This is a genomic window from Psychrobacter sp. CLB018 (assembly GCF_041222815.1).
In the GTDB taxonomy this organism is placed as follows: domain Bacteria; phylum Pseudomonadota; class Gammaproteobacteria; order Pseudomonadales; family Moraxellaceae; genus Psychrobacter; species Psychrobacter faecalis.
On record NZ_CP166085.1, the window covers coordinates 213,814 to 236,398 of the forward strand.

A 22,585-nucleotide genomic window follows, 5' to 3' on the forward strand; every position below is an offset into this window, starting at 1 on the left:
GCGCTGATTGCTCATACTGTTTCTTAATGCCGACTCTTAATACTGATTCTTAATACTGATTCTTAATACTGATTCTTAATGCGAAGCCGTTACTATTATAATAATGGTGCTACGGATTAACGTAACAAAAGCGGCGTTGTCAGTAATGCCATGCGATTTAAGATGTGCTACTATAGCTTCTATTGAGTTTACAACTGTACTTTCATTATTTGAGAGTCGATAATAACAGTATTAACTAACACAGCCATTATTAACCATCACCACATTATATAGAATTATGAAAGGGAAGCGTCTATGAGTACCGTCTGGGATAGCGTTCAGCTTGCACGGCATGCCAAACGTCCATTATTTATGGACTATGTCAATCAGCTGTTTACCGAATTTGATCAATTACATGGTGACCGTGCTTATGCCGATGACAAGGCTATTCTTGGCGGTCTTGCGCGCCTAGATGGTCAGCCTGTAATGGTGATTGGTCAGCATCGTGGTCGTAGTACACGTGAGCGTATCGCACATAATTTTGGCATGGCAAACCCTGAAGGCTATCGCAAAGTCATTCGTTTGGTCAAAATGGCTGAGCGCTTTAATATTCCGGTGATGACCTTTGTCGATACCCAAGGCGCCTACCCCGGTATTGGTGCTGAAGAGCGCGGGCAAGCGCAAGCCATCGCCGAAAGTATCGCTGTGTTCTCTAGCCTTAAAGTACCTGTTATCGTCACTATTATTGGTGAAGGCGGCTCAGGTGGCGCATTGGCAATTGGCGTTGGCGACAAAGTAAATATGCTCCAAAACAGTATTTATTCAGTCATTTCTCCTGAAGGCTGTGCGTCTATTCTGTGGAAAACTGCGGAAAAAGCCCAAGATGCCAGTGAAGCATTAAAACTGAATGCCATTAACCTTTATCAAATGGGCCTAATTGACGCAGTTATCGATGAAGGCGAGGGTGCTCATCTTCAGCCGCAGCCAGTCATGACGGCGCTAAAAGCATTAATTGTTGAGCAATTAGATGAGCTTAAAGATATGGATGCGGATGAGCGCTGCGAGCTGCGTTATGAGAAATTGAAGTCCTTTAACTCAGAAGTGATGTTGCCTTGCTAAGCATTTATATGAAAGTATATTGCTAAGTTACTTAGACTTAGCTTTTAACGACATCGCTTTGCGCTTAATGTTAAAATAAAAACGTGTCATTTTATGGCGCGTTTTTTTGTGCCGACTTGTTTATGTTTTAATTGATTGATACGTAAATAAAACCACCTAATAAATAAGAAAGATTATGACCAGTAGCGCCATCCTTCCACACCCCATTGAGCCAGTTGCAGAACTGCCTATCGATGCTGTTCTAGCAGAGGCATTGTTAAAAAGTCTAGCTGAATATGGCGAGCAACTACATGGTCGGCGAGTTTGGCTGGCGTGTAGCGGGGGGCGAGATTCGTTGGCATTAGCAGCGCTATGTGTGCAGCTTTATCGCCACGGTAAACTGCCATTTTTGCCGCAATTACTGCATGTCAATCATCATCTGCAAGCGGCTAGTGGCGCTTGGGCGCAGCACGTTGCTAATTGGGCGAAGGCGCAAAATATACCCTGTCGAATTTTACAGGCGCAGCTCAATGGTCGAGATGAACAAGCCGCACGGCAAGCGCGCTATGATGCGATGCGCGCGCAGCTTAATCAAGATGACGTTTTATTATTAGCTCATCATGCCGATGACCAAGCGGAAACGGTTTTAATGCGTCTGATTCAAGGCGCTGGGGTGAATGGTTTGTCTGGTATGCAGCCGTGGCGCATTCAAACGCAGGGCACACTTCGCATAGTATTATGGCGACCGTGGCTGACTATCAAACGCGCCACTATCAGCGCCTATACTCAGCGTTTAAAGCTGCCATATATCGACGATCCAACCAACGATGCTGGTGATAATGTGCGTAGCGGCCTACGTCGAGACATCATGCCGATATTGGCGAGCTATAACTCCAACGTTATTGATAATATTGCCCGTAGCGCGCAGTTATTAAGTGACGCGCAATTAATAATCAATGCCCAAGCAAGCGAGGATTTGCAGCACACAGAGGTTGCCTCATTACAGCTGCCGCCTGCCCAGCGCGTGCTAAATATAGATAAATTGCAAAAACTACCGATTTATCGTCAGCGACAATTATTGCATCATTGGCTTGGTCAAGATGAGCCATTACCGACAGCCAAACAGCTCGTTGATGATGTGTTAAGCCTAAGCCAACGTGATGATAATGACCATCAAACGGCGCTTTTTTGGCAAGGTCGCAAGCATTCCTATAGCATTCGCCGCTATCGTCAGCAGCTTTATCGTTTAAGTAGTGATTGGCTCAAGTGGTTAGAGTTGCCGCTTGCCAAGCAGACTCAAACCTTATCTAATTTTACTGAGTCTAATCTTATTAAGGCTGATGTTCAGGCAACTGGCAGACAACCTGTTGCAATTAATTTACGTAATGAGGATAAATTTGCTTGGCAATTAAAAGTTTTGCCAAATGAAGTAACGCAGCTATTAAAAAGCTATGAATATAAGGTGAAGGTAACCTTTGCACCATTAGACAGGCAACAGCGTATACAAACCGCACTGGCATCGCGCCCGCAATCTGGTAAAAAACTCTATCAAACCTTGGCTATTCCATCATGGCTGCGTGAGAGTTTGGTAGTAGTGAGCGTTACTTTTATGAATAAAGAAAGTAGTAAAAATGAGCCTTTAGAGAACGATTGCCCGATAGAACTGCCTATTTTATTATTATCACCTTTTGAAAGCTGGGCGTTGAATGCTGAGCAGGCGAATATTAGTGTAGATGTAAAACAGCTTGTCGCATTTATCAACAGCCATTTAACTCTGCATAAAACCTGTTAAATAATAAATATGGTGCGTTCTATAGTGATAATTACTTAAACAGCAACGCCATTACTGAGTCTTTCAATTTATCAAACGACGCCAGTAGCAGTATGGTAAACTGAGTGTCATTTTACCTATCATTATGTTAGTTTGAGTGCCTTTGCATTTTTTGAATAGGAGACACGTATGTCAGTATTAGATAATAAAAAAATCAGCTTTATCGGTGGCGGTAATATGGCGCAGGCTTTGATTAGTGGACTTATCAGCTGCGGCGTCAAACCGAGTCTGATTACCGTTGCTGATCCGAGCAGTGATGCGCGCGAGCAATTGGCTGCTAAAGGATTGAATACGGTCGATCCAACGGCCGATGCAAAAGCGGCGGTTATCGGTGCTGACATCGTGGTATTGGCAGTCAAGCCGCAAGTCATGAAAGTGGTGGTCAGTGGTTTTGCTGACGTTTTAGACACGCAGCTGGTGATTTCAGTGGCAGCAGGATTATCGACTGCGCTGTTATCAAATATGCTAGGCGGCTATAGCAATATTGTTCGTGCGATGCCAAATACGCCAGCGATGATTCAAATGGGTGCGACTGGTCTGTACGGTACGGATAATATTTCTGCCGAACAAAAGCAATTGGCAACTGCGGTAATGGAAGCGTCAGGTCTGGTCATGTGGGTCGATAATGAAGAGCACATGCATGCGGTCACCGCCGTATCAGGCTCAGCGCCCGCTTATATGTTTTACTTTATCGAAGCGATGGTCGATGGCGGAGTCGCGTTAGGATTGGATAAAGAGCAAGCTTCAGCGCTAGCGATGCAAACCATGCTTGGCGCGGCGAAAATGGCGCTGCGTAGTGAAGATGCACCAAGCGAGCTACGCCGTAAAGTCACTTCACCAAATGGTACCACCCAAGCAGCTATCGAGTCCATGCAGGCCAATGACATCAGCCGTCAAATCGTTGAAGCCATGCAAGCTTGCGCCGATCGTAGCCAAGCGCTAAGCGAAGAGATGAGTAAATAGTACTGAATAGCTAGTACGCTATTGATAGGGCATGTCGCGGTTGATGAGATGCCTTATTAATAATTATAAGAACTTAAAGTCATAAAAAACTTAAAGTCATAAAAATGCCTGATAATGACATTCGTCATCCTAAAACCCGTTAATAATGTCACCTTGAGTAGCACTTCATGAACAACCTGTTATTGCAAATTTTTGATTTGATCACCACCTTCGCCATGATGTTGGTATTTATCCGTTTTATGCTGCAGTTTGCAGGCATGGATGCCAGCAACCCTATGATTGCGCCTGCTTATAGAGCCACCCATATCGTTGATGTATTTGGGCGTATTTTCCCCACCGTCGGCCAAGGTCGTATCAGTATTGCTGCCATTGTCTTGATGTTTTTAATTCGCCTGATTGATATCTCTGGCAAGGCGGCATTGACCCATAAAGGTATCGCGCCTGTGCCGCTATTTTTTACTGGTACTATCAGCTTGATATTAGACTTTTTACGCATGTGCCGCTATCTGGTCATCGGTTCTATCATTGTCAGCTGGATTGTGGTGTTTACCCAGTCTCAGCATCCGATTATTGGTATTATTGTTATGTTGGCTGAGCCAATTTTAGCGCCGTTTCGTCGTATTACGCCAAATTTGGGCATGATTGATTTATCGCCAATGATTGCTTTCTTTGCCTTTTATCTGCTGGAAATCTTTATCGGTGGCTTAGCATCTAGCTTTATGCCGATGTTGGGTTAGGCTGGCTTAATAAAATTTAAAAAACTAGCGATTCTATAAAAGATACAAAAGGCGCTCTATAAAATATAGAGCGCCTTTCTTTATTTACCATCTATAGATTGTTCTAAAATTCTACAAAGCGATTGGGTATCAATTGAGCGTTGGCATTATTAGGGTGCGGCGCATCAGCGGCACGCAGCGTTTGGGTAATCCAACTATCTGCCGCTTTTACCGCATCGATAAGCGCGTCACCCATCGCCAAACGTCCAGCGATAAAGCTCGCTAATGAGCAACCAGAACCGTGAAATTCGCCTTTTAGGCGCGGTAAAACGCTTTTATGCACCATTTCGCCTTTGATATATAGATATTGCTCGATATCACCGCTATCAAAGTCGTGTGAAGTTTTGACCAATACCGCTTGAGTGCCTTGGGCGCATAGTTTTTGCGCACCGATATGCAAATCTTGCTCGCCGCTTAAGGCGCGTAGCTCATGCGTATTTGGGGTGATTAACGCCGCATAGGGCAGTAGTTTTCTAAACGCCGTTACCAAGGTTTGCTCATCACCTAAGCTACCGCCGCTATTGGCAACCAATACCGGGTCGAGTACAAATGGCGTCTCAGCTGCGATAACCTGTTCAGCAAATAAACGCGTCAGCATAGCGATATTGTCAGTGGTGCCAAGCATACCTGACTTAATCACGCGCACAGGTAAATCATCGAGCACTGTGGTCGCCTGCGCTTCTAGCAAGGCGGCAGCACAAGCCTCAAAACCAAATACCTGCTGCGAGTTTTGAATGGTGATTGCCGTACAAGCGATGGCGGCATGCGCGCCTGCTTGACCGACTGCCTCGATATCCGCTTGTAATCCAGCACCACCTGACGGATCCAATCCTGAAAAACACAGTACTACCGGTCGCATAACCCTTCCTTTTATTTGTCCTATAATGAATGATAAATACTATAGCCATCCATTGACCAAAAAGCCATAGCCAGCAGATTTTGGTAAATATAATCAGTGGAAAGTAATATCAATACATCTGCTGATATCAATTTTTCTTGCTTGCTGTGCCTGCGCAGACAGAGGCTACAAAAAATTGATATCAGCAATCCCGTAGCGATTTTGGGATATTTTGACTATAAGTAATAAAACCTAAAAATTCTGAAACTCACCGCTAAATAAGATATTCCTTATGCCTAGAGAATAATAAAACCATTTAAATTAACAATTATGACAAAAGCGGCATTAAATCTGTAGACAAGGCTTGCAATTCGTTTCGGCTTTGTTATAATACTCGCCCACGGCATAAGACGTATCATTAGCATCGATACTGTGTTTAGAGAAATAGTTTTTATAAAAATATTTTGATAAGCGTCTTAAATCGTCCGGTGAAGTGGGTGAGTGGCTGAAACCAGTTCCCTGCTAAGGAACCATACGTGTAAGCGTATCGAGGGTTCGAATCCCTCCTTCACCGCCATTTATTCAGTTGTTATAAAGAGTAATGACGCAAAAATAGCGTTAATGATATTTTAGATTAACATTCAAAAATAATTTGAATTTAATTAAAAAATAAGTTGACACAAGCGAGATTATCTATATAATAACCAACCTAATTTACTGCAATTGTTTTTGAATAATTCAGTAGATAATGTGCAAAGTACGCGCTTGTAGCTCAGTTGGATAGAGCACTTGGCTACGAACTAAGGGGTCGGGAGTTCGAATCTCTCCAAGCGCACCATTTGCATACTAGCTTATTTGTTCATGTAACCATTAAGCTAAACTAAATTAATCGCCTGTCTTATGACAATTTGGCGATTTTTTTATGTCTGTCATTTTTATAGCAGTACAATCTGGTATTGATGTTTTTTCCTAAACTCAAATTCTCCTGCCCTTGTACCAAAAGTCTTGTCTTATCATAAGGTACGCTAAGCGCCTGAATTACGGTACAATGAGCGCTCTATTTTTCGCTTGTTATGGGCTGGTATCATGTCAAAATCATCACCAAAAGCTGCTACTAAAGCAAAATCGCCACGCAACAACTCAGCGCATCAAGACTCCGTTGCCGAAGAGGCAGTGATTGCCAAGCCAGGCACGCGTATGGCGGCCATCCTTTATGATGGTATGTTGATTTTGGCACTACTGTTTTTGGTTGGTACGGTGCTGACAGTAATTGGTACGCTATTGACGATGGAGACGGGCACGCAGTCACAGCAAGCCAGATCGCTACCGACATGGTATCAAAACTTTATTATGACCCCTTCGTTTATCCTGACGCTGGTGGGCTTCTACGGGCTATTTTGGCGCCGCGGTGGGCAAACACTAGGTATGCAAACGTGGCGCTTAAAAACGGTCAATAATGATGGTCACCTGCTTACGTGGGGGCAGTCGTTCAAACGTATCTTGGCGGCGAGCCTGATGCCGCTGATATTTGGACTCATCGGTAGTGTCATCGGTGGTTCACGCGCTATCTTATTGACCAGTGCTTTTTTGGGCTTTGTTTTCAACTATGCCTTTTGTCTGTTTAATCGTCGCGGTTTGGCAATACAAGACATGCTATCAAATACCATCACTTTAAAAATGCCGAAAACAGAAAATGAAGGGCTATGGCGGGTGATTAGAAACCGTAAGCAGGATAAATAAATAGCATAAAAAAAGCTGAATCTTAATTAGATTCAGCTTTTTTATTGATCACTTAAATAGCAGTCATGGATAATTAAGCCACTTGTACCGGAATGATATTGGCAGTGTCTTTCACGGTATTGTCTTCATTGCAATACACCAGTTTTGGCTGATAGGTAGCGGCTTCTACTTCATCAAAATGGGCATAAGCACAAATGATGACGATATCGCCCAGGTCTGCCATATGCGCGGCGGCACCGTTTAACGAGATAATGCCAGAGCCCGCTTCAGCGCGAATCGCATAGGTGCGAAAACGCTTGCCATTGGTGACATTGTAGATATCGATAGATTCGTTTTCACGCAGACCAGCGAGGTCTAGTAGGTCACCATCGATACCGCATGAGCCTTCGTAGTGCAGTTCAGCATGGGTAACACGGGCGCGATGTAATTTGCACTTGAGCATATTAAGTAGCATAAGTTGCTTCCTTAGGGTAACTGATATAAATGAACCAAATCAAAAGCTTAATGGGGACAGGGTAAGTAGAATAAAAGTTATTTGCCTAAAAGTCACGGCTAAATTTACGCTTTGGCGATTTAAATGACTTAAATGTTTGCCATCAACGGCAGATTATTCTGGTAATTTAAAGCCATTAATCTGCGAGCGCGCTTTTTCAATATCACCATCTAATAATAACGGTAAGGCGTCAAAAGCAGCACTTAACGCGCTATCGATAGCCATTTGCTCATCAGGCGCCGCTTTCGATAATACGTGACCGCTGACTTTAGACTTGTGACCCGGATGACCGATACCGATACGCAGGCGATGAAAGTCGTTGCCAATGTGCGGGGTGATATCACGCAGACCGTTATGCCCGCCGTGACCACCGTCGGTTTTAAGCTTGATACTGCCAGCGGGAATATCGAGCTCATCATGGGCAATCAGCAGCTCATTATTGTTAATGCCATAAAAATTGACCATCGGCACCACCGATTGACCAGATTTATTCATAAAGGTTAGAGGCATAAGCAGGCGCACATCGTGACCATGAATTTGCCCACGTCCCGTCACCCCGTGGAATTTTTTGTCAGGGGCGAGGGCAATATTAAACTGCTGCGCCAAATGATGGACGAACCAAAACCCGGCATTATGACGCGTAAACATATACTGCTGACCAGGATTACCAAGACCGACAATAAGCTTTATGGCCATAAAAACACCCTGCTTAAATTTAATAAATGAGTGATAAGGTTTGAAAAGTAAGATGAATAAATCGTCTTTATCCTACTTTTCAAACCTTCTTTTCAAACCTCAGTTACAAAAACAGCAGGAGACATTCATCACCTGCTATTTTTTGACTAAACCAATCTTTTATAACCGAGCAACCATAAGGCTGCTATATAAGCGTTATAAAGATTATTATTCAGCGTCTTTGTCTTCAGGCTCAGCACCTTGCTCAGTAGCAGGTACGTCAGCTGCATCAACTTCGTCAGCGTCTTCGTCAACTTCTTCAACTGTTGGTGGCTGCATGTTCACAACGGTACGGTCGTGAGCATCTTCCATGTCAAGATCAAAGATAATTACGCCTTCAGGCAATTTGATGTCTGATAGACGGAATAGATCACCAATTTCCATGCCTGATACGTCGATTTCTAAGTATTCAGGTAATTGTGATGGTAGGCAAACGATTTCAACATCAGATACTAGCGTAGATAAGATACCACCCGCTTTCGTACCTGGCGCTTCTTCACGGCCTGCAAAATGTAGCGGCACGTGCATGTTGATTTTTTGACCTTTCACAATGCGCTGAAAATCTGCATGCATTGGGAAACCTTTAGCAGGATGGCGCTGCAAGTCTTTGATAACGACTTGTTGCTCATCACCTTTATCGGTAGTGATGGTCAAAATTTGTGAGAAAAACGCTTCATATTCAAGCGATTTTACGAGCTCGTTGATTTTGATAGAGATAGCAGTTGGTTCTTCACCACCACCATAAATGATAGCAGGAACTAGGTTCTGCTTACGTAGGCGGCGGCTCGCACCTTTACCTTGTTGTTCAGCAGAGCGGTCAACTGCGTTGATTGCAAAATGATCAATAGCCATGGATATAATCCTATAGAGAGTATGTGAAGTATCTACCAGCAATAACAGACTTGCGACCAGTCTATCACCGGATAATCAATACTTTAGAAAGTATCAATCATGTCGCTAAGTATAAAATACCCAAAAATAATAGGGGTTAACGAATGATGAATACAGGCGCGCATTATACGTGATTCTTTAACAATAATAAAGACCTAGCTAAAATAGCGCACGCCAGTCTTACATAAAAAAACGCCAAGTCATTAAACTTAGCGTTTTTAGTAATATATTTTTTAGCGAAAGAAAATCTTAAGCATTAACTAGGCATCAAACATAGCGCTGATAGATTCTTCGTTATTGATACGGCGTAAGCTTTCAGCCAGCATCGGTGCGATACTTACTTGACGGATTTTGCTACAGGCTTTAGCCGCGTCAGACAATGGAATGGTATCAGTTACCACAATCTCATCCAATTCCGATTCGCTGATGTTCTTTAGCGCATTACCCGATAGGACAGGGTGAGTAATATAAGCAAGTACGCGGCGCGCGCCATTTTGCTTTAAGGCTTCAGCGGCTTTGCATAACGTACCTGCGGTATCAACCATGTCATCAACGATGACGCAATCACGGTCACGGACATCACCGATGATGTGCATCACTTGTGATTCATTGGCACGGGCACGGCGTTTATCAATAATCGCCATGTCGGTATCGCCCAACTGCTTCGCCATGGCACGCGCACGTACCACACCGCCGACGTCAGGTGAAACCACCATGATATTGTCATAATCTTGTTTTTTAAGATCGTTCAATAAGACAGGCGTACCATAGATGTTATCAACTGGGATATCAAAGAAGCCCTGAATCTGATCTGAGTGCAAATCAACGGTCATAACGCGGTCAATACTAACGATGTTTAGCATGTCAGCGACGACTTTGGCCGAGATAGGTACACGTGCTGAACGCGGACGGCGGTCTTGACGGGCATAACCGAAGTATGGCATGACAGCAGTGATCCGGCCAGCACTAGAACGACGCAAGGCATCGGCCATCATCATGATTTCCATCAAATTGTCGTTAGTCGGTGCACAAGTAGGCTGCATGATAAACACGTCTTTGCCACGTACGTGTTCTTTGATTTCCACGGCAATTTCGCCATCAGAAAAGCGCGTGATGTCAGCTTTACCAAGAGGTATATGGAGATGATCGGCTACGGTTTTTGCTAATTCTGGGTGGGCATTACCCGTAAAAATCGCCAAATAAGGCATGACAGAAGTCCTATTGATTAACTCAAGCAGCGACCGCTAAGCAGTATCAAACTGCTCAAATTTAGAAAAGAGTATGGAAAACTATTGATGACTACTATTACAGTAAAAAATGGCAGGGGTAGCTGGACTCGAACCAACGGATGTCAGGATCAAAACCTGATGCCTTACCAACTTGGCTATACCCCTGTAATGTCTAGGCTGTGTACGTCGATATCTAGGCATAATTTATACTAAATTACGCTTAAAATAGCGTCACGACCTGTTCGTTATATTATAAACAGATAAATTGTCTACAATATAACTTTTCCCTAACGGTGTTCATTGCGAACTATACCGAAACTGGGATAACGTTGTCAATGTCAATAAAATAAGCGTTTATTTAAAAACGGCTTATAATGACGACATATCGGACGCTTTACACTTAAAAATGGCAGGGGTAGCTGGACTCGAACCAACGGATGTCAGGATCAAAACCTGATGCCTTACCAACTTGGCTATACCCCTATTGAGGCGACCTATTATAAATAAATATTTAGATTTTGCAAGTCATTTGCGCCTTTTTATGGCTTTTATTATAAATAGGTCGAAAATAAAACCGATGTTGAGTTAATGAAAATTTATATATGGTCTTTATACTCATTTTATTTATACGCTATAAGTAGGGTTTGGCCTCAGTTTTAGCTTGTATAGGCTAATTATTTGGTAAATCTGTAGCGTCCATAAACTGTGAACCCAAAAATACGATATATCTATTTTCCAAGCATTTAGGGTTGGCTTGTTGCTCGAAATTATAATCGTAACTAGGGTCGTATTTCCCGCCGCTTAAGGGTCCGTTAGTAAATAGCTCAGTGTTCAAAGGTATATCAACGCCATTGGCGGTCAGAGTCTGGGTCTCCTCATTCCAAGTGGTTATGCCATGAGGAAACACAGGAACGTTAAGCCTATCATCGTTTTGGATAAGCAAACAGCCGTCTTTCATAACCAAAATGCCGCCCATAGCTGGTTCTATTTCCGCACCATGTTTATATGGATAAGTAAAAAACTGGGCATAGGGCTTATTCTTAAAATCGTTAGTGCTGCTATCACTGGCCATGTTATCGATAGATACTTTTGGCGCAGGTAACGTGACGTTTTGAGTATCAGAATTGTTGGTGCAGGCTGTCACGGCTATTGAAAGGGCCAAAATACTTATTGATAACGTAAAAGAATTGCCTTTCATGATAAATAACCTTTAAGCGAAGAAAATCATATTATTAATTCTATTTAACTTGTAGATTCCCCACTACGTACGCCGCACAAGGCGCATTGTTAACCCACTTTGCCAACAGCGTTTTATCATCAATAATACTCGCATCCAATGGTAAAAATACCGCGCTACCAGAGCCGGTCATCCGAGCTGTGCCAAGTGCTTGCATCTCTAAGCCTTGCAAATACCGTAATGCCGCATCGACAGCCGGAGCGAGACTGGTGACGACATGACTAAACACATTTTGATAAGGTGTATTTAAACGTTGCACATAGTCATTGGTCTGGCTTTTGATAATGTCAATGGATAGGGCGTCGATATCTCGTTGTAGCTTTGGATGGGCGAACAGCTTGGCCGTGTTGACATGGGCGTTTGGGGTTAAGACTAAATATTGCTGCTCGGGCAAATCAATCGCTGTCAGCTCCTCGCCAATACCCATGGCAATCGCATCTTGCCCAAAGATAAATATCGGCACATCGGCGCCAATGCTTGCGCCAATTTTTATCAGCTCATTTTGATTAAAGTTGAGCTGCCAGATCTCATTTAAAACTAATAATGTCGTTGCCGCATTGGATGAGCCACCGCCTAAGCCTGCACCCATTGGTAAGTGCTTATCCAAGGTGATTTGCACTGATTGCAGCTGCTTAGGTAGTCTGTCAGCTTGGAGAGCAAATGCTAGTAACGCTCGGGCGGCTTTAAAAATCAGATTGTCATCGATACTGCTGGTTATGGTGTCGGCACCAGCGAGCGTTAGCAGCTGATGACAAAGCTTAGCAGCGTCGAAGGTTTTATCTATAATAGAAAGTGCCGTATCGTCTACAAACGTAAAATGCAGATAATCGCCCCAGTCAAGCAGGCGAAAGACGGTTTGCAGATTATGATAGCCATCAGCGCGCTTACCAGTGATGTGCAAAAATAAATTAATCTTGGCCGGTGACAAGCGCGTGATAACTGATGTTGCGGTGGTGCGTTCAGTCATAAATAAATGTCTTTATGAGTTGTAAGTAAAGATAGTATTTTCTACTGTCTACATAAGGCCATTATTTTTGATGGTCGATGGTCATCACTACTTTATTGCCTTGTGACTGTACGGCACTGATTTTATTTGGCAATTTGTCGTTGCCTTTATAACTAAAGTTCGCTTGCCATTCACCATTGACCGAGCTAATTAAACGGTTTTGGTCATCAAGCTGTGGCGCGCTGTCTGAAGGCGCTGGGCGACCCGATATCCAATACGGCATTTGTGAAATCGGCGCTTGCCAGCCTGTGGCTTTTTTGAGCAAGGTTTCAGGGTCAGCAGCGGTTAAAGTACCGGTTTTTTCACTGACTAAAGTCGCCGACTGACCATTATATTCGATATTGGTTTTGCCAATGCCAAGCGCACCAATCAATTCGATAGCAAAACGGTCATTTTGTTGTCCCCATGCATAAAACGCACTGCCGCCTTGGTTTCCTGAATTGTCCTTACTAGGTGTGGTAACGCCGATCTTGCCCGTGATATTAAAGTTCTCAAGCTTTTTAGGTTGTTCAGGTTTCTGACCTTGTACCGTGCCAACAGGCTGATTGGTAGCATTGGCGGTTTTTAATGACTGACAACCAGATGTGATAACGAGCGCGGCCGTTAAAGTGCTAAATAGCGCCAGTTTATTCGGCTGGTTTTTTTTTAATACTGACATGATATATCCTCAAAAATAGACAAGTTTTAAAAGCAACAGATTTGTTAAAAGATTAAATGAAACAATAAACGCTTAGCTTAAGCATGATTTGTTACGCGCTGATGCATGGCTGTTCATTTCTTATAACTGGCTTGTAGTTTTTAGCGCAAACGTTTTTGTTTTTAATCGTATTTTATGATGAGTATCCAATAAGCTTTGAGCAAAAAGCACTTTAATAAAGCTGTATACGGTCATTGACGTTGCGCTGCCCAAATGAAAAACGCTCTTGTAACTCAGCAAGCAACGCCTCAACTTTTTCATTATCGCCTAGCCCTTGATAAGCGCGCAGCAGTAGCGTGCCTGAACGTAGGGTTGGAAAAACGTCGTACGGGGTTTGTAGATAGTCGATAACTTGTTGATAATCTTCGTTCGCTAAAGCATTGGCGGCGAGTACGTTTAACGCTTGCAAATGCAGCTCATTGTCATAGCGCGGGTCATCATAACGGATTTGGATAATAGCCGTTGCTAGCGCCAAACCTTGCTTGGAGCTGCGTTCATTGGCGAGCAATAACTGCGCATAGCTAAGCTGATAAGCAAGGTTGGTTGGGTCGAGCGTTTGCAAATGGTTCAATAAAGTGCGCTTAACGATATAATCGTCTTTGTCGTCAAGCAGCTGCGCGCGGGCAAATAGCAGCATCTCATTATTAGGATATTTGCGGCTGGCGCGCGTTAATAACCGTAGCGCTTCCTCGGGCTCATTTTGCTGCCATAAGATATCCGCTTGCATGACAAAGCTGTCAGGCGCGAAGATGCTAAAGTCTTTACGCAGCTTCTCTAAAGTGGCAATGGCGACATCGACGTCATCGTTTAGCAGCTCAAACGACACCACTTTTCGCCGCGCTTCTAACACCAAGTCCTCTTGCATCACACCATTGAGATAGTGTTTTGCTTGCTCAAAGCGTTGCTGGCGCTCGGCACTGATGCCAAGGTAGTAATAGGCTTGGTCAAGATAACCCGGATTTTTAGCCAAGATATTAAGCAGCTGGTCGGCGCTGGCGTATTCTTCAACGTCCAAGCTCACCAGCGCGGCGAGCAAAGTGATTTCGTCATCATCAGCAAAGCGCCCGTGTGCATCAAGTAATAGCTGCCAAGCCTGCTCGCTTTGCCGCAAATCGAGTAAATAACGAATCTCATATAAGTATAAGCTCTTGCTATCAGGGTTACGTAGGCGCGCTTGGTTAATATAATCAAGCACGGCTGCTGATGGCTTGGTCTTGCGTAAGATGTCGGCTTTTAAAGTGATAAAAGGCACATAATCTGGCTGACGCGCGAGGGCACGATCGATATGGACAATAGCGACCTCAGGCTCATCAAATTGATACAGTAAACCAGCCTTTAATACCGAAAGCGAAGCGTTTTGCTCGCTATCGATAGGTTGCAAAGCGGCAAGCAACTCGCGTTTGTCTTCATCGGTATTGGGATAAATGCCAATCAGTATTTCGCTCAGATCGGCTCGCGGGTCATAGTTTAAAATGCGGTTTAGAGTGGCGCCCGCCAATTCATAGTCGTGCGCACGCAGGGCCAAATGCGCCACATAAAACCAAGCGGGCACGTGGTCGGGGTTTTGGTCTTGCCAAGTTTTGGCAAAGCGCAATGAATCCTCAACGCTTTCATTACGTAAAGACAAGCTTAGCGCGCGCTCAAATACCGCGGTCGCATCTTGCTTAAAAGATTGCTGCTTATAAATAGTCAGCGCGCGCTTATTGTCATCGCGATCTGCGGCAAATTCGGCATCTAACAGCGCGTATAAACTTGGCTCGCCAAGCTCTGATTGGGCTGGGCTAAATGTTGCTTGATTGTTTGCATCAGCGCTATTTACTGCTAGCTGAGACTGCTCAGTAGACGATGGCAGAGGAGCTATTTCATTGGCAGTCTGATCAAGGATATCGGTATTGCTTGCTTTAGCTGCTGAAGTTGTAGACGAATTGGCCAAGTCAGTATTTAATATCGGAGCGGTCAACGCAGGGCTGACATATTTGGCATGGGCGGGGAATCCTAGGCATAGACAAATGGCCAACGACAACGTTAGCTTATAACGCTGACATAGGCGCTCAATAGTGGCTTGCAATAAGGCGCGGAGGCGAGATTGATCATTATACATAGGTTGCAATCTAAAGGATGACCCAAAAAATCTAGCGAGCAATATTTTCCCATTAGTCCACTTGCATTCTAACAGGAGGATTTTATTGTCTTTATTTTAAAGATGTTTGTTGTTGTCATTATAAGAGCAGATGAAAGCGATAAACAATAGCGCCTATGTTACTCAAATACTAACAATATTTAGGCGATTAAGTAATGACGATAAATGACTTTAAGTAGCGTTCAATAAACTCTGATAGCTTAAACATCTGCTAGTAAGTCCTCTAGTAAACCAGCGCTGACAAATTAGATAAATAACACTGGCCTTTATTTAAAAGCAATTACAGCAGTTGATTTATCGTTGTCATGCCCAGATACAGACAAATACCATCGCCTAGCGCTGCTTGTTAAATAAAGCTAGCAATAATGATATAATAAGCGCTTTTTAGACGTTTATATTGATAATGATTTATTAAAGACGTTTTTTCACAGCCAGTTGAGCAAGCGCTGTCTGTGAAAAACTGTTTTTTAGCACTGCTGATTGAATAGGTTTTTTCACATTCTAAAAGCGTTTGGCTGGCAGGTGAACGTTATATTTATGGTCTATCAATAATGAGATTAGTGGTCATTGGGGTCAATCACAAAACCGCACCAGTCGCTCTGCGAGAGCGCTTGGCGCTTGTCGGTGACGATGTGAATATTGCCCTGCAGCAGCTAGAGCGCTTTACCGATGGTAGCGTGATTGTCTCGACGTGCAACCGTACTGAGATTTATGCACTCGTCCCGCAAGTCTCAGTACCGTCAGAATCAGGCGCAGCTTTAGCAGCGCAGCAAACTGCTGTTTCGAGTAATAATGCCATTAGTACGCAGCCTTCTACCGCGGCAATTAGCGCTCATATCTTAAAAATTAAAGCCTGGCTGGCGGATTTTAAACAGTTACCTTTGGAAGAGATTGACCCTTATCTTTATGTGCACCGTGATACTCATGCGCTGACTCATTGGCTGCGAGTGGCTGCTGGTCTTGACTCGATGATATTGGGTGAGCCGCAGATACTCGGTCAAATCAAACGTTCTGTGCATTTGGCGCAAGACCAAAAGGCGCTCAGCAATCAGCTCGGCTGGATTGTCGATCAAGTATTTGCCGCTGCCAAACGCGTGCGCAACGAAACCAAAGTCGGCGCTCAAGCGGTATCGCTGAGCTATGCTGCAGCCAAATTGGTGACGCAGATATTTGACGATTTGCCCAATCGCACGTTATTGGTTGTTGCGGCAGGCGAGATGAATCGCTTGGTGGCAACGCATATCGCTGGGCTTGGGGTCGGGCGGGTCATTATTTGTAACCGCAATCCTGAGCGCGCCGAAGCGTTGGCCGCCGAATTGCGTCGACCCGAGCGTATGGTAGAAGTGAAATCGCTGCAAGAGTTGCCGCAAGTATTGGCAGAAGCTGATATCGTCAGTAGTTGTAGCGGCAGTATGGATATATTGATTGATAAGACCATGACCTTGCGCGCGCTTAAAAGCCGGCGTTATCAGCCGATGCTGATGATTGACTTGGCGGTGCCGCGCGATATCGACTCTACCATTAGCCGTATCGACGATGTGTATTTGTATTCTGTTGATGACTTGCAACACGTGATTGCTGGTAATATTGAGCAGCGCCGGCAAGCAGCGGTCGATGCTGAGCTGCTGGTCAGTCAGTTGGTGGTTGAGATGGATCGGCGCTTTCAGGTGCGCCAAGTCGGTAAAGAGATTCAACAATATCGCGCGCGCACCCATGACCAAGTCGATAAGCTGCTGCATGAATCCATTGTTAAGCTGCAACAAGATAACGCCAGCCCTGAAGCTATTATCACTGAGCTATCGCGGCGTTTAACCCAGACGCTGACCCATGCGCCCTCGAAGCTGATGCGTAAAGCGGCACGCGAAGGTGACAATGAATTGCTAGATTTTGTGGTCTCGGGATTACAAGACGCGCATCGTGGTCGTCGTCAGTAATCATTACTCCTTTTAATTCACTAATTGTTTTTCTTACTATTTCTCTTAAAACCGTTTCTTTTAAAACTCTTCCTTTTGAAACGGTTTCTCTTCAAAAATCATAAATTGGCTAAGCTTTCAACTTATGCAAGCTGAGCGTTGTCAACCTGCATTATCAGTGCTAATATCAAGTTGTTATGAGTGTATTAAGTGGCGATAATTTTTGGTTATGTGGCAGCGCTTATTTCTAATAATCCTTTAACTAATTGATTTTGGCTTTTTTTTCAAAGTCTAATTTTATCAATTGCCTCTTAATATCTTCTCATTTCATTAATTCTCAGTATTGATGATTCAATAGGCTGTCATTCACGGTCTGATAATGGCGCGCCTATCGTCTGTAGTACTGTTTAAAATAAAAATAAAGCGCACACGACATACTCGTCAACGGCAATAGCGCTAGGATAAAGCGCTATATCATCAACCCTGCGTCATACTCTCGATGATTACTCGATATGAGGGCCCGATAAATACTATCTATCGTAGTATTTGGCTCGTTATCACTAAAATTTGCCAATACCTATATTGCCTAACTATAAACTAGGAGCGTCCTATGACTGCATTACGTCAAGATATTGATCCAAACGGCTTATTAGAATATTCGGTGGTCTATACTGACCGCGCCTTAAACCACATGTCAAAAGTCTTTCAGCAAGTAATGAATGACTTGTCTAGCAACCTAAAGTCAGTCTATAACGCTGATGCGGTGGCGATTGTACCGGGCTCTGGCACTTATGGTATGGAAGCGGTGGCGCGTCAATTGGCCAATGATGAAGACTGCCTGATTATCCGTAACGGTTGGTTTAGCTATCGTTGGACGCAAATTTTAGACAAAGGCAAAATTGCCAAATCGTCTACGGTATTGACTGCCAATCGTGAAGAGGGTGAGACGCCAAAGCCGTTTTCTCCAGTTGCTATCGATGAAGCGGTTGCTAAAATTAAAGACACAAAACCTGCCATCGTTTTTGCGCCGCATGTTGAAACCTCATCAGGCATAATTTTGTCAGAAGACTATATCAAAGCATTGGCCGAGGCTGTTCATAGCGTTGGCGGTCTATTGGTCATTGACTGTATTGCCTCGGGTTGCGTCTGGCTTGATATGAAAGATTTGGGCATTGACGTGCTGATTAGCGCGCCGCAAAAAGGCTGGAGCAGCACGCCGGGTGCAGGTTTGGTAATGCTCAGCGATGCGGCTGTGCAAAAAGTAGAGAGCACGGAATCTGATAGCTTTAGCTTAGATTTAAAACAGTGGTTAAATATCATGCGCGCCTATGAAAATGGCGGTCACGCTTATCATGCAACCATGCCAACCGATAGCTTACGCCAGTTCCGCGATGCTATTAATGAAGCTAAGGAAGTCGGCTTTGATAAGCTTTGCGAGGCGCAGTGGGAGCTTGGCAAACGTATTCGTAAAGTATTGGTGGACAAAGGCATTGAAAGCGTGGCGGCAGAAGGTTTTGAAGCGCCGGGCGTCGTGGTTGCCTATACCGACCGTGATGATATGCATAAAGGTAGCGCCTTTGCTGAAGCTGGCATGCAAATCGCCGCTGGCGTTCCGCTACAAGTAGGCGAACCTGAGAACTTTAAAACTTTCCGCTTAGGTCTATTTGGTCTTGATAAATTGACTGATGTTGACGGAGCGGTACAACGTTTTGAAAAAGCGCTTGATGAAGTATTGGCAGAGCAGCCTGCATAATTTTTACTATAAGTTAGGTAACAATACTGAGTTCTGTTAAACAGATCTCAGTATTTTTTTACCTTCTTATTATATTTTATTATATAATGTATTTATATAAAACGAATATTAAGTTTGTATTTAATAAAATTGGCTTAGGTAAACATTATGAGTATACAAATAGACTGGTTAGCCTTTACGCCGATATCCTTAATCGGCGGTTTGCTGCTAGGGACATCGACCGTTATCTTATTATTAGGTATTGGCCGTATTGCGGGTATCAGCGGTATCGTGTCAAGCGTACTAAAACCCAAAAATATAGAGATGTGGCAGGTACTGTTTATCGCAGGCCTTATCATCTCGCCTTTACTTTACAGTTTGGTCCGACCTTTGCCTGATATAGAAATCACCACGTCATTACCGCTGTTAATTGGCGCAGGGTTGCTGGTTGGTTTTGGCACGCGTTTAGGGTCAGGCTGTACTAGTGGCCACGGTATTTGCGGCAACGCCCGCCTATCGAAACGCTCGATGGCAGCGACGGTAACTTTTATGTTGTTTGGTGCATTGACTGTGTATGTGGGTAGGCATGTTTTAGGCATATTTTAACGCAGGTATAGACGGCACATTATTTATAACAGCTTGAATAAACAGATTAAGTATGGGGCACAATAATGCTAAAAAATATGATTGGATTACTGGCCGGTTTACTATTCGGCTTGGGTCTGCTGATAGCAGGCATGACCGACCCTGCTAAGTTACAAGGGTTTTTGGACGTCTTTGGCGCGTGGGATATCTCCTTGGCACTGGTGATGGGCGGCGGTTTAGTAGTAGCGATAGTCGGTGTGCAATTAGCCAAATGGCAAAAGACCAGCTGGGCGGGTACTTTTATCTTATTGCCAAGTAAGACGGTGATTGATAACAAGTTGTTAATCGGCGCGATGATGTTTGGTATCGGTTGGGGACTTGTGGGTATCTGCCCAGGGCCTAGTATTGTGTTGCTAGGTACAGGACATTGGCAAGGCTATGTGTTTGCCGCTGCCATGCTGCTTGGTATGATCATCTATCAGTGGCTTAAGCCAAAATTGAATTAGTCGTTCGGCTATAGTCAGTCCTAAATAAAATTAGTACAAGTATGATAACGCGCTACTGGTATTCATTTTCCTTGCTGGCTGTGCCTACGCAGACAGAGGCTGCGCAAAATGAATACCAGTAGCTCTGTGTTTATTTTATAGCGGACTGCCTACAAGAATAGGTTTTACGTTTTTAGTTCAAGAAAACAGGGTGAGCCTAATCATTAGACTGACCCTGTTTTATGCAAATTGCTCAAAGTGCAAGTTTTTCAAAAGCTATTATTTAGCGCTAGCCGTAACTTTTGGCGTTTCGTGCGCCAATGATTTTGCCGCTTGGCGTAGCTCAAACTTCTGTACTTTACCGGTACTGGTTTTCGGAATTTCAGCAAAGATAATGTATTTAGGCACTTTAAAGCCAGCCAAATATTGCTTGCAATGCTCCATGACATGATCGCGTTGTAAAGTGCTACCAGCATGAATTTCGATAAAGGCCACTGGCACTTCGCCCCATTTATCATGCGGCGCGGCGACGACGGCACAGCTTTGGATTTCCGGCATTTTATATAAGACGTTTTCGACTTCGATACTAGAGATGTTCTCGCCACCTGAGATGATGATGTCTTTGAGCCTATCCATGATTTTGATATAGCCGTCGGGGTATTTGATGCCCAAATCACCGGTGCGGAACCAACCGTCAGCAAAGGCTTCTTCGGTCGCTTTACGGCTTTTAAGATAACCTTTCATCACCATGTTACCACGCAGTGCCAGCTCACCCATTTCTTCGCCATCGGCGGCAACGGGGTCGGTCGTCCCTTGTTTAAACAGCTCAAAGCCTGTCATCAGATGCGAGGTCACCCCTTGACGAGATTTTTTCTGCGCGCGTCCAGCGACATCAAGCGCTGCCCATTCTTCTTGTTCAGCGCAAACGGTGACTGGCCCATAAACTTCAGTCAGCCCATAAACGTGCGAGATATGAAAACCCATGGCTTCCATAGCAGCGAGCATAGTTTCAGACGGCGGCGCACCAGCGACCCAGCCTTTGACTTCATGGTTAATGGCTTCTTTATACTCAGGCTTACCGCCGGCAATCATATTGTGCACCACGGGCGCTGAGCAATAATGGCTGACTTTATACTTGGCAATCAGCTGCAAAATCAAATCAGCGTCAATTTTACGTAAGCAGACGTTGACGCCCGCGCGCTCAGCGATGGTCCATGGGAAACACCAACCATTACAATGGAATAGTGGCAGCGTCCATAGATACATGGGATGCTTGGGCATATCCCAATCTAAAATATTAGACACGGCATTGAGCGTGGCACCGCGATGATGATAGACCACGCCCTTGGGCTTACCAGTGGTGCCAGAAGTATAGTTGAGCGCAATGGCATCCCATTCATCGAGCGGTTTTTCCCAATTATCCAAATTGTCTGAGCTGGCGATTAACTCTTCATAACTCATAGTGCCAAAACGCTCGATATCAAGCGCTTTATCGGTCGCATGAATCACGATGAGGTTGGGAAAAGCTTCATCAATAATCTCAGCATGCTCAGCAAACTCGCTGTCTAAAATCAATACTTTGGCTTCAGAGTGTTGCAGGCAAAAGGTTAGGGCATTGATATCAAGTCGGGTATTAAGGGTACAAAGCACGCCGCCTGACATTGGCACGCCAAAGGCGCATTCGACCATCGCCGGCGTGTTCGGCATCATCACCGCCACCGTGTCATTTTTATCGATACCCAATTTACGCAGACCATCGGCCAATTGACGACAGCGATCATAAGTCTGTTGCCATGTCTGCGTGAGCTCATTGTGCTCTAGGTCGTCGTAGATAATTGCAGTCTTGTCAGGATAAACCTGCGCGCTGCGGATAATAAAATCGATAGGGGTCAGCGGTTGGTGATTGGCAGCGTTTTTGCCAAGACCGGTGTGAAAGTCTGTCATGGGGATAGTCCTTTATCGTATTGCGGGTATTCGATGGTGCAGGGATTTAGCGAAGCGGCTATTATAGAAGCCGTTGTCATAAAAACAATTGTCATAAAAACGGTCGTTATAAAACACGTTAAATATTGACAACGCTCACGCTATTATAGCCAATCGCCCCAAAAATTGGGCGGGTTTTATGAGGTTTGCTTAATAAAAGCCATAAAGTCGAGGTAAACATCTGACTGTCTAGGATTGGTATCAAGATAGTGCTCACTCATCAGTCGCTTGTCC

Annotated in this window: 19 protein-coding genes and 4 tRNA genes; 11 read left to right on the forward strand and 12 right to left on the reverse strand. The window is 44.3% G+C overall.

Annotated features, from left to right (window positions below; genetic code table 11):
- The first annotated feature begins 294 nt into the window (after positions 1 to 294).
- The 4 genes from AB8P72_RS00940 (at position 295) to AB8P72_RS00955 (ending at position 4,608) form a co-directional block, all read left to right on the forward strand.
- On the forward strand, positions 295 to 1,098 hold the full coding sequence (locus AB8P72_RS00940) for an acetyl-CoA carboxylase carboxyltransferase subunit alpha (RefSeq protein ID WP_193031594.1): 804 nt from the start codon (positions 295 to 297) through the stop codon (positions 1,096 to 1,098).
- A gap of 175 nt (positions 1,099 to 1,273) precedes the next feature.
- Positions 1,274 to 2,869, forward strand: a complete 1,596-nt coding sequence (gene tilS, locus AB8P72_RS00945) for a tRNA lysidine(34) synthetase TilS (protein WP_068405792.1) — start codon at positions 1,274 to 1,276, stop codon at positions 2,867 to 2,869.
- Positions 2,870 to 3,037: 168 nt separating this feature from the next.
- Complete coding sequence (gene proC, locus AB8P72_RS00950; protein ID WP_068405789.1) at positions 3,038 to 3,871, forward strand: pyrroline-5-carboxylate reductase; 834 nt, start codon at positions 3,038 to 3,040, stop codon at positions 3,869 to 3,871.
- Between the two features lie 167 nt (positions 3,872 to 4,038).
- Positions 4,039 to 4,608, forward strand: a complete 570-nt coding sequence (locus tag AB8P72_RS00955; RefSeq protein WP_068405786.1) for a YggT family protein — start codon at positions 4,039 to 4,041, stop codon at positions 4,606 to 4,608.
- A 103-nt stretch (positions 4,609 to 4,711) separates the two neighbouring features.
- On the opposite strand, the gene AB8P72_RS00960 is transcribed toward AB8P72_RS00955, so the two are convergent.
- On the reverse strand, positions 4,712 to 5,506 hold the full coding sequence (locus AB8P72_RS00960) for a hydroxymethylpyrimidine/phosphomethylpyrimidine kinase (RefSeq protein WP_068405782.1): 795 nt from the start codon (positions 5,504 to 5,506) through the stop codon (positions 4,712 to 4,714).
- A 466-nt stretch (positions 5,507 to 5,972) separates the two neighbouring features.
- On the opposite strand from AB8P72_RS00960, the gene AB8P72_RS00965 reads away from it, so the two are divergent.
- From AB8P72_RS00965 to AB8P72_RS00975, 3 genes are all read left to right on the forward strand, one after another.
- Positions 5,973 to 6,062, forward strand: a tRNA-Ser gene (locus AB8P72_RS00965).
- A gap of 184 nt (positions 6,063 to 6,246) precedes the next feature.
- Positions 6,247 to 6,323 (forward strand) — tRNA-Arg (locus tag AB8P72_RS00970).
- A gap of 248 nt (positions 6,324 to 6,571) precedes the next feature.
- Entirely contained in the window at positions 6,572 to 7,225 is a 654-nt protein-coding gene (locus AB8P72_RS00975; protein ID WP_068405779.1) for an RDD family protein, read from the forward strand.
- Between the two features lie 73 nt (positions 7,226 to 7,298).
- Here the strand turns inward: AB8P72_RS00975 and panD are convergent, their stop codons facing one another.
- The 10 genes from panD to AB8P72_RS01025 all read right to left on the reverse strand — a co-directional run bounded on the left by panD (position 7,299) and on the right by AB8P72_RS01025 (position 15,614).
- Positions 7,299 to 7,679: an aspartate 1-decarboxylase gene (gene panD / locus AB8P72_RS00980; RefSeq protein WP_045443274.1), complete on the reverse strand. Its 381-nt coding sequence runs from the start codon at positions 7,677 to 7,679 to the stop codon at positions 7,299 to 7,301.
- A gap of 153 nt (positions 7,680 to 7,832) precedes the next feature.
- On the reverse strand, positions 7,833 to 8,414 hold the full coding sequence (pth, locus tag AB8P72_RS00985) for an aminoacyl-tRNA hydrolase (protein WP_068404711.1): 582 nt from the start codon (positions 8,412 to 8,414) through the stop codon (positions 7,833 to 7,835).
- Positions 8,415 to 8,621: 207 nt separating this feature from the next.
- Entirely contained in the window at positions 8,622 to 9,305 is a 684-nt protein-coding gene (locus tag AB8P72_RS00990) for a 50S ribosomal protein L25/general stress protein Ctc (RefSeq protein WP_068404709.1), read from the reverse strand.
- A gap of 299 nt (positions 9,306 to 9,604) precedes the next feature.
- Positions 9,605 to 10,552, reverse strand: coding sequence for a ribose-phosphate pyrophosphokinase (locus AB8P72_RS00995; RefSeq protein WP_068404706.1), 948 nt, complete (start codon positions 10,550 to 10,552; stop codon positions 9,605 to 9,607).
- 110 nt (positions 10,553 to 10,662) lie between these two features.
- Positions 10,663 to 10,738 (reverse strand) — tRNA-Gln (locus AB8P72_RS01000).
- A gap of 242 nt (positions 10,739 to 10,980) precedes the next feature.
- A tRNA-Gln gene (locus AB8P72_RS01005) sits at positions 10,981 to 11,056 on the reverse strand.
- Between the two features lie 187 nt (positions 11,057 to 11,243).
- Entirely contained in the window at positions 11,244 to 11,771 is a 528-nt protein-coding gene (locus AB8P72_RS01010) for a hypothetical protein (protein WP_068404704.1), read from the reverse strand.
- 40 nt (positions 11,772 to 11,811) lie between these two features.
- Complete coding sequence (gene ispE / locus AB8P72_RS01015; RefSeq protein ID WP_193031057.1) at positions 11,812 to 12,777, reverse strand: 4-(cytidine 5'-diphospho)-2-C-methyl-D-erythritol kinase; 966 nt, start codon at positions 12,775 to 12,777, stop codon at positions 11,812 to 11,814.
- 61 nt (positions 12,778 to 12,838) lie between these two features.
- The gene (gene lolB, locus AB8P72_RS01020) at positions 12,839 to 13,474 is read right to left on the reverse strand and encodes a lipoprotein insertase outer membrane protein LolB (RefSeq protein ID WP_068404700.1); all 636 of its coding nucleotides are present in this window, start codon (positions 13,472 to 13,474) and stop codon (positions 12,839 to 12,841) included.
- 211 nt (positions 13,475 to 13,685) lie between these two features.
- Positions 13,686 to 15,614, reverse strand: coding sequence for a tetratricopeptide repeat protein (locus tag AB8P72_RS01025; protein ID WP_068404698.1), 1,929 nt, complete (start codon positions 15,612 to 15,614; stop codon positions 13,686 to 13,688).
- A 590-nt stretch (positions 15,615 to 16,204) separates the two neighbouring features.
- On the opposite strand from AB8P72_RS01025, the gene hemA reads away from it, so the two are divergent.
- The 4 genes from hemA (at position 16,205) to AB8P72_RS01045 (ending at position 20,389) form a co-directional block, all read left to right on the forward strand.
- Entirely contained in the window at positions 16,205 to 17,587 is a 1,383-nt protein-coding gene (gene hemA, locus AB8P72_RS01030) for a glutamyl-tRNA reductase (RefSeq protein WP_068404697.1), read from the forward strand.
- A 589-nt stretch (positions 17,588 to 18,176) separates the two neighbouring features.
- Entirely contained in the window at positions 18,177 to 19,319 is a 1,143-nt protein-coding gene (locus AB8P72_RS01035; RefSeq protein ID WP_068404694.1) for an aminotransferase class V-fold PLP-dependent enzyme, read from the forward strand.
- A gap of 147 nt (positions 19,320 to 19,466) precedes the next feature.
- The gene (locus tag AB8P72_RS01040) at positions 19,467 to 19,904 is read left to right on the forward strand and encodes a YeeE/YedE family protein (RefSeq protein WP_082894273.1); all 438 of its coding nucleotides are present in this window, start codon (positions 19,467 to 19,469) and stop codon (positions 19,902 to 19,904) included.
- A 65-nt stretch (positions 19,905 to 19,969) separates the two neighbouring features.
- Positions 19,970 to 20,389 carry a DUF6691 family protein gene (locus tag AB8P72_RS01045; RefSeq protein WP_193031055.1) on the forward strand — a complete coding sequence of 140 codons (420 nt, stop codon included), beginning with the start codon at positions 19,970 to 19,972 and terminating at the stop codon, positions 20,387 to 20,389.
- A 258-nt stretch (positions 20,390 to 20,647) separates the two neighbouring features.
- Here the strand turns inward: AB8P72_RS01045 and AB8P72_RS01050 are convergent, their stop codons facing one another.
- Complete coding sequence (locus tag AB8P72_RS01050; protein ID WP_068404690.1) at positions 20,648 to 22,312, reverse strand: AMP-binding protein; 1,665 nt, start codon at positions 22,310 to 22,312, stop codon at positions 20,648 to 20,650.
- Positions 22,313 to 22,585: the final 273 nt, after the last annotated feature.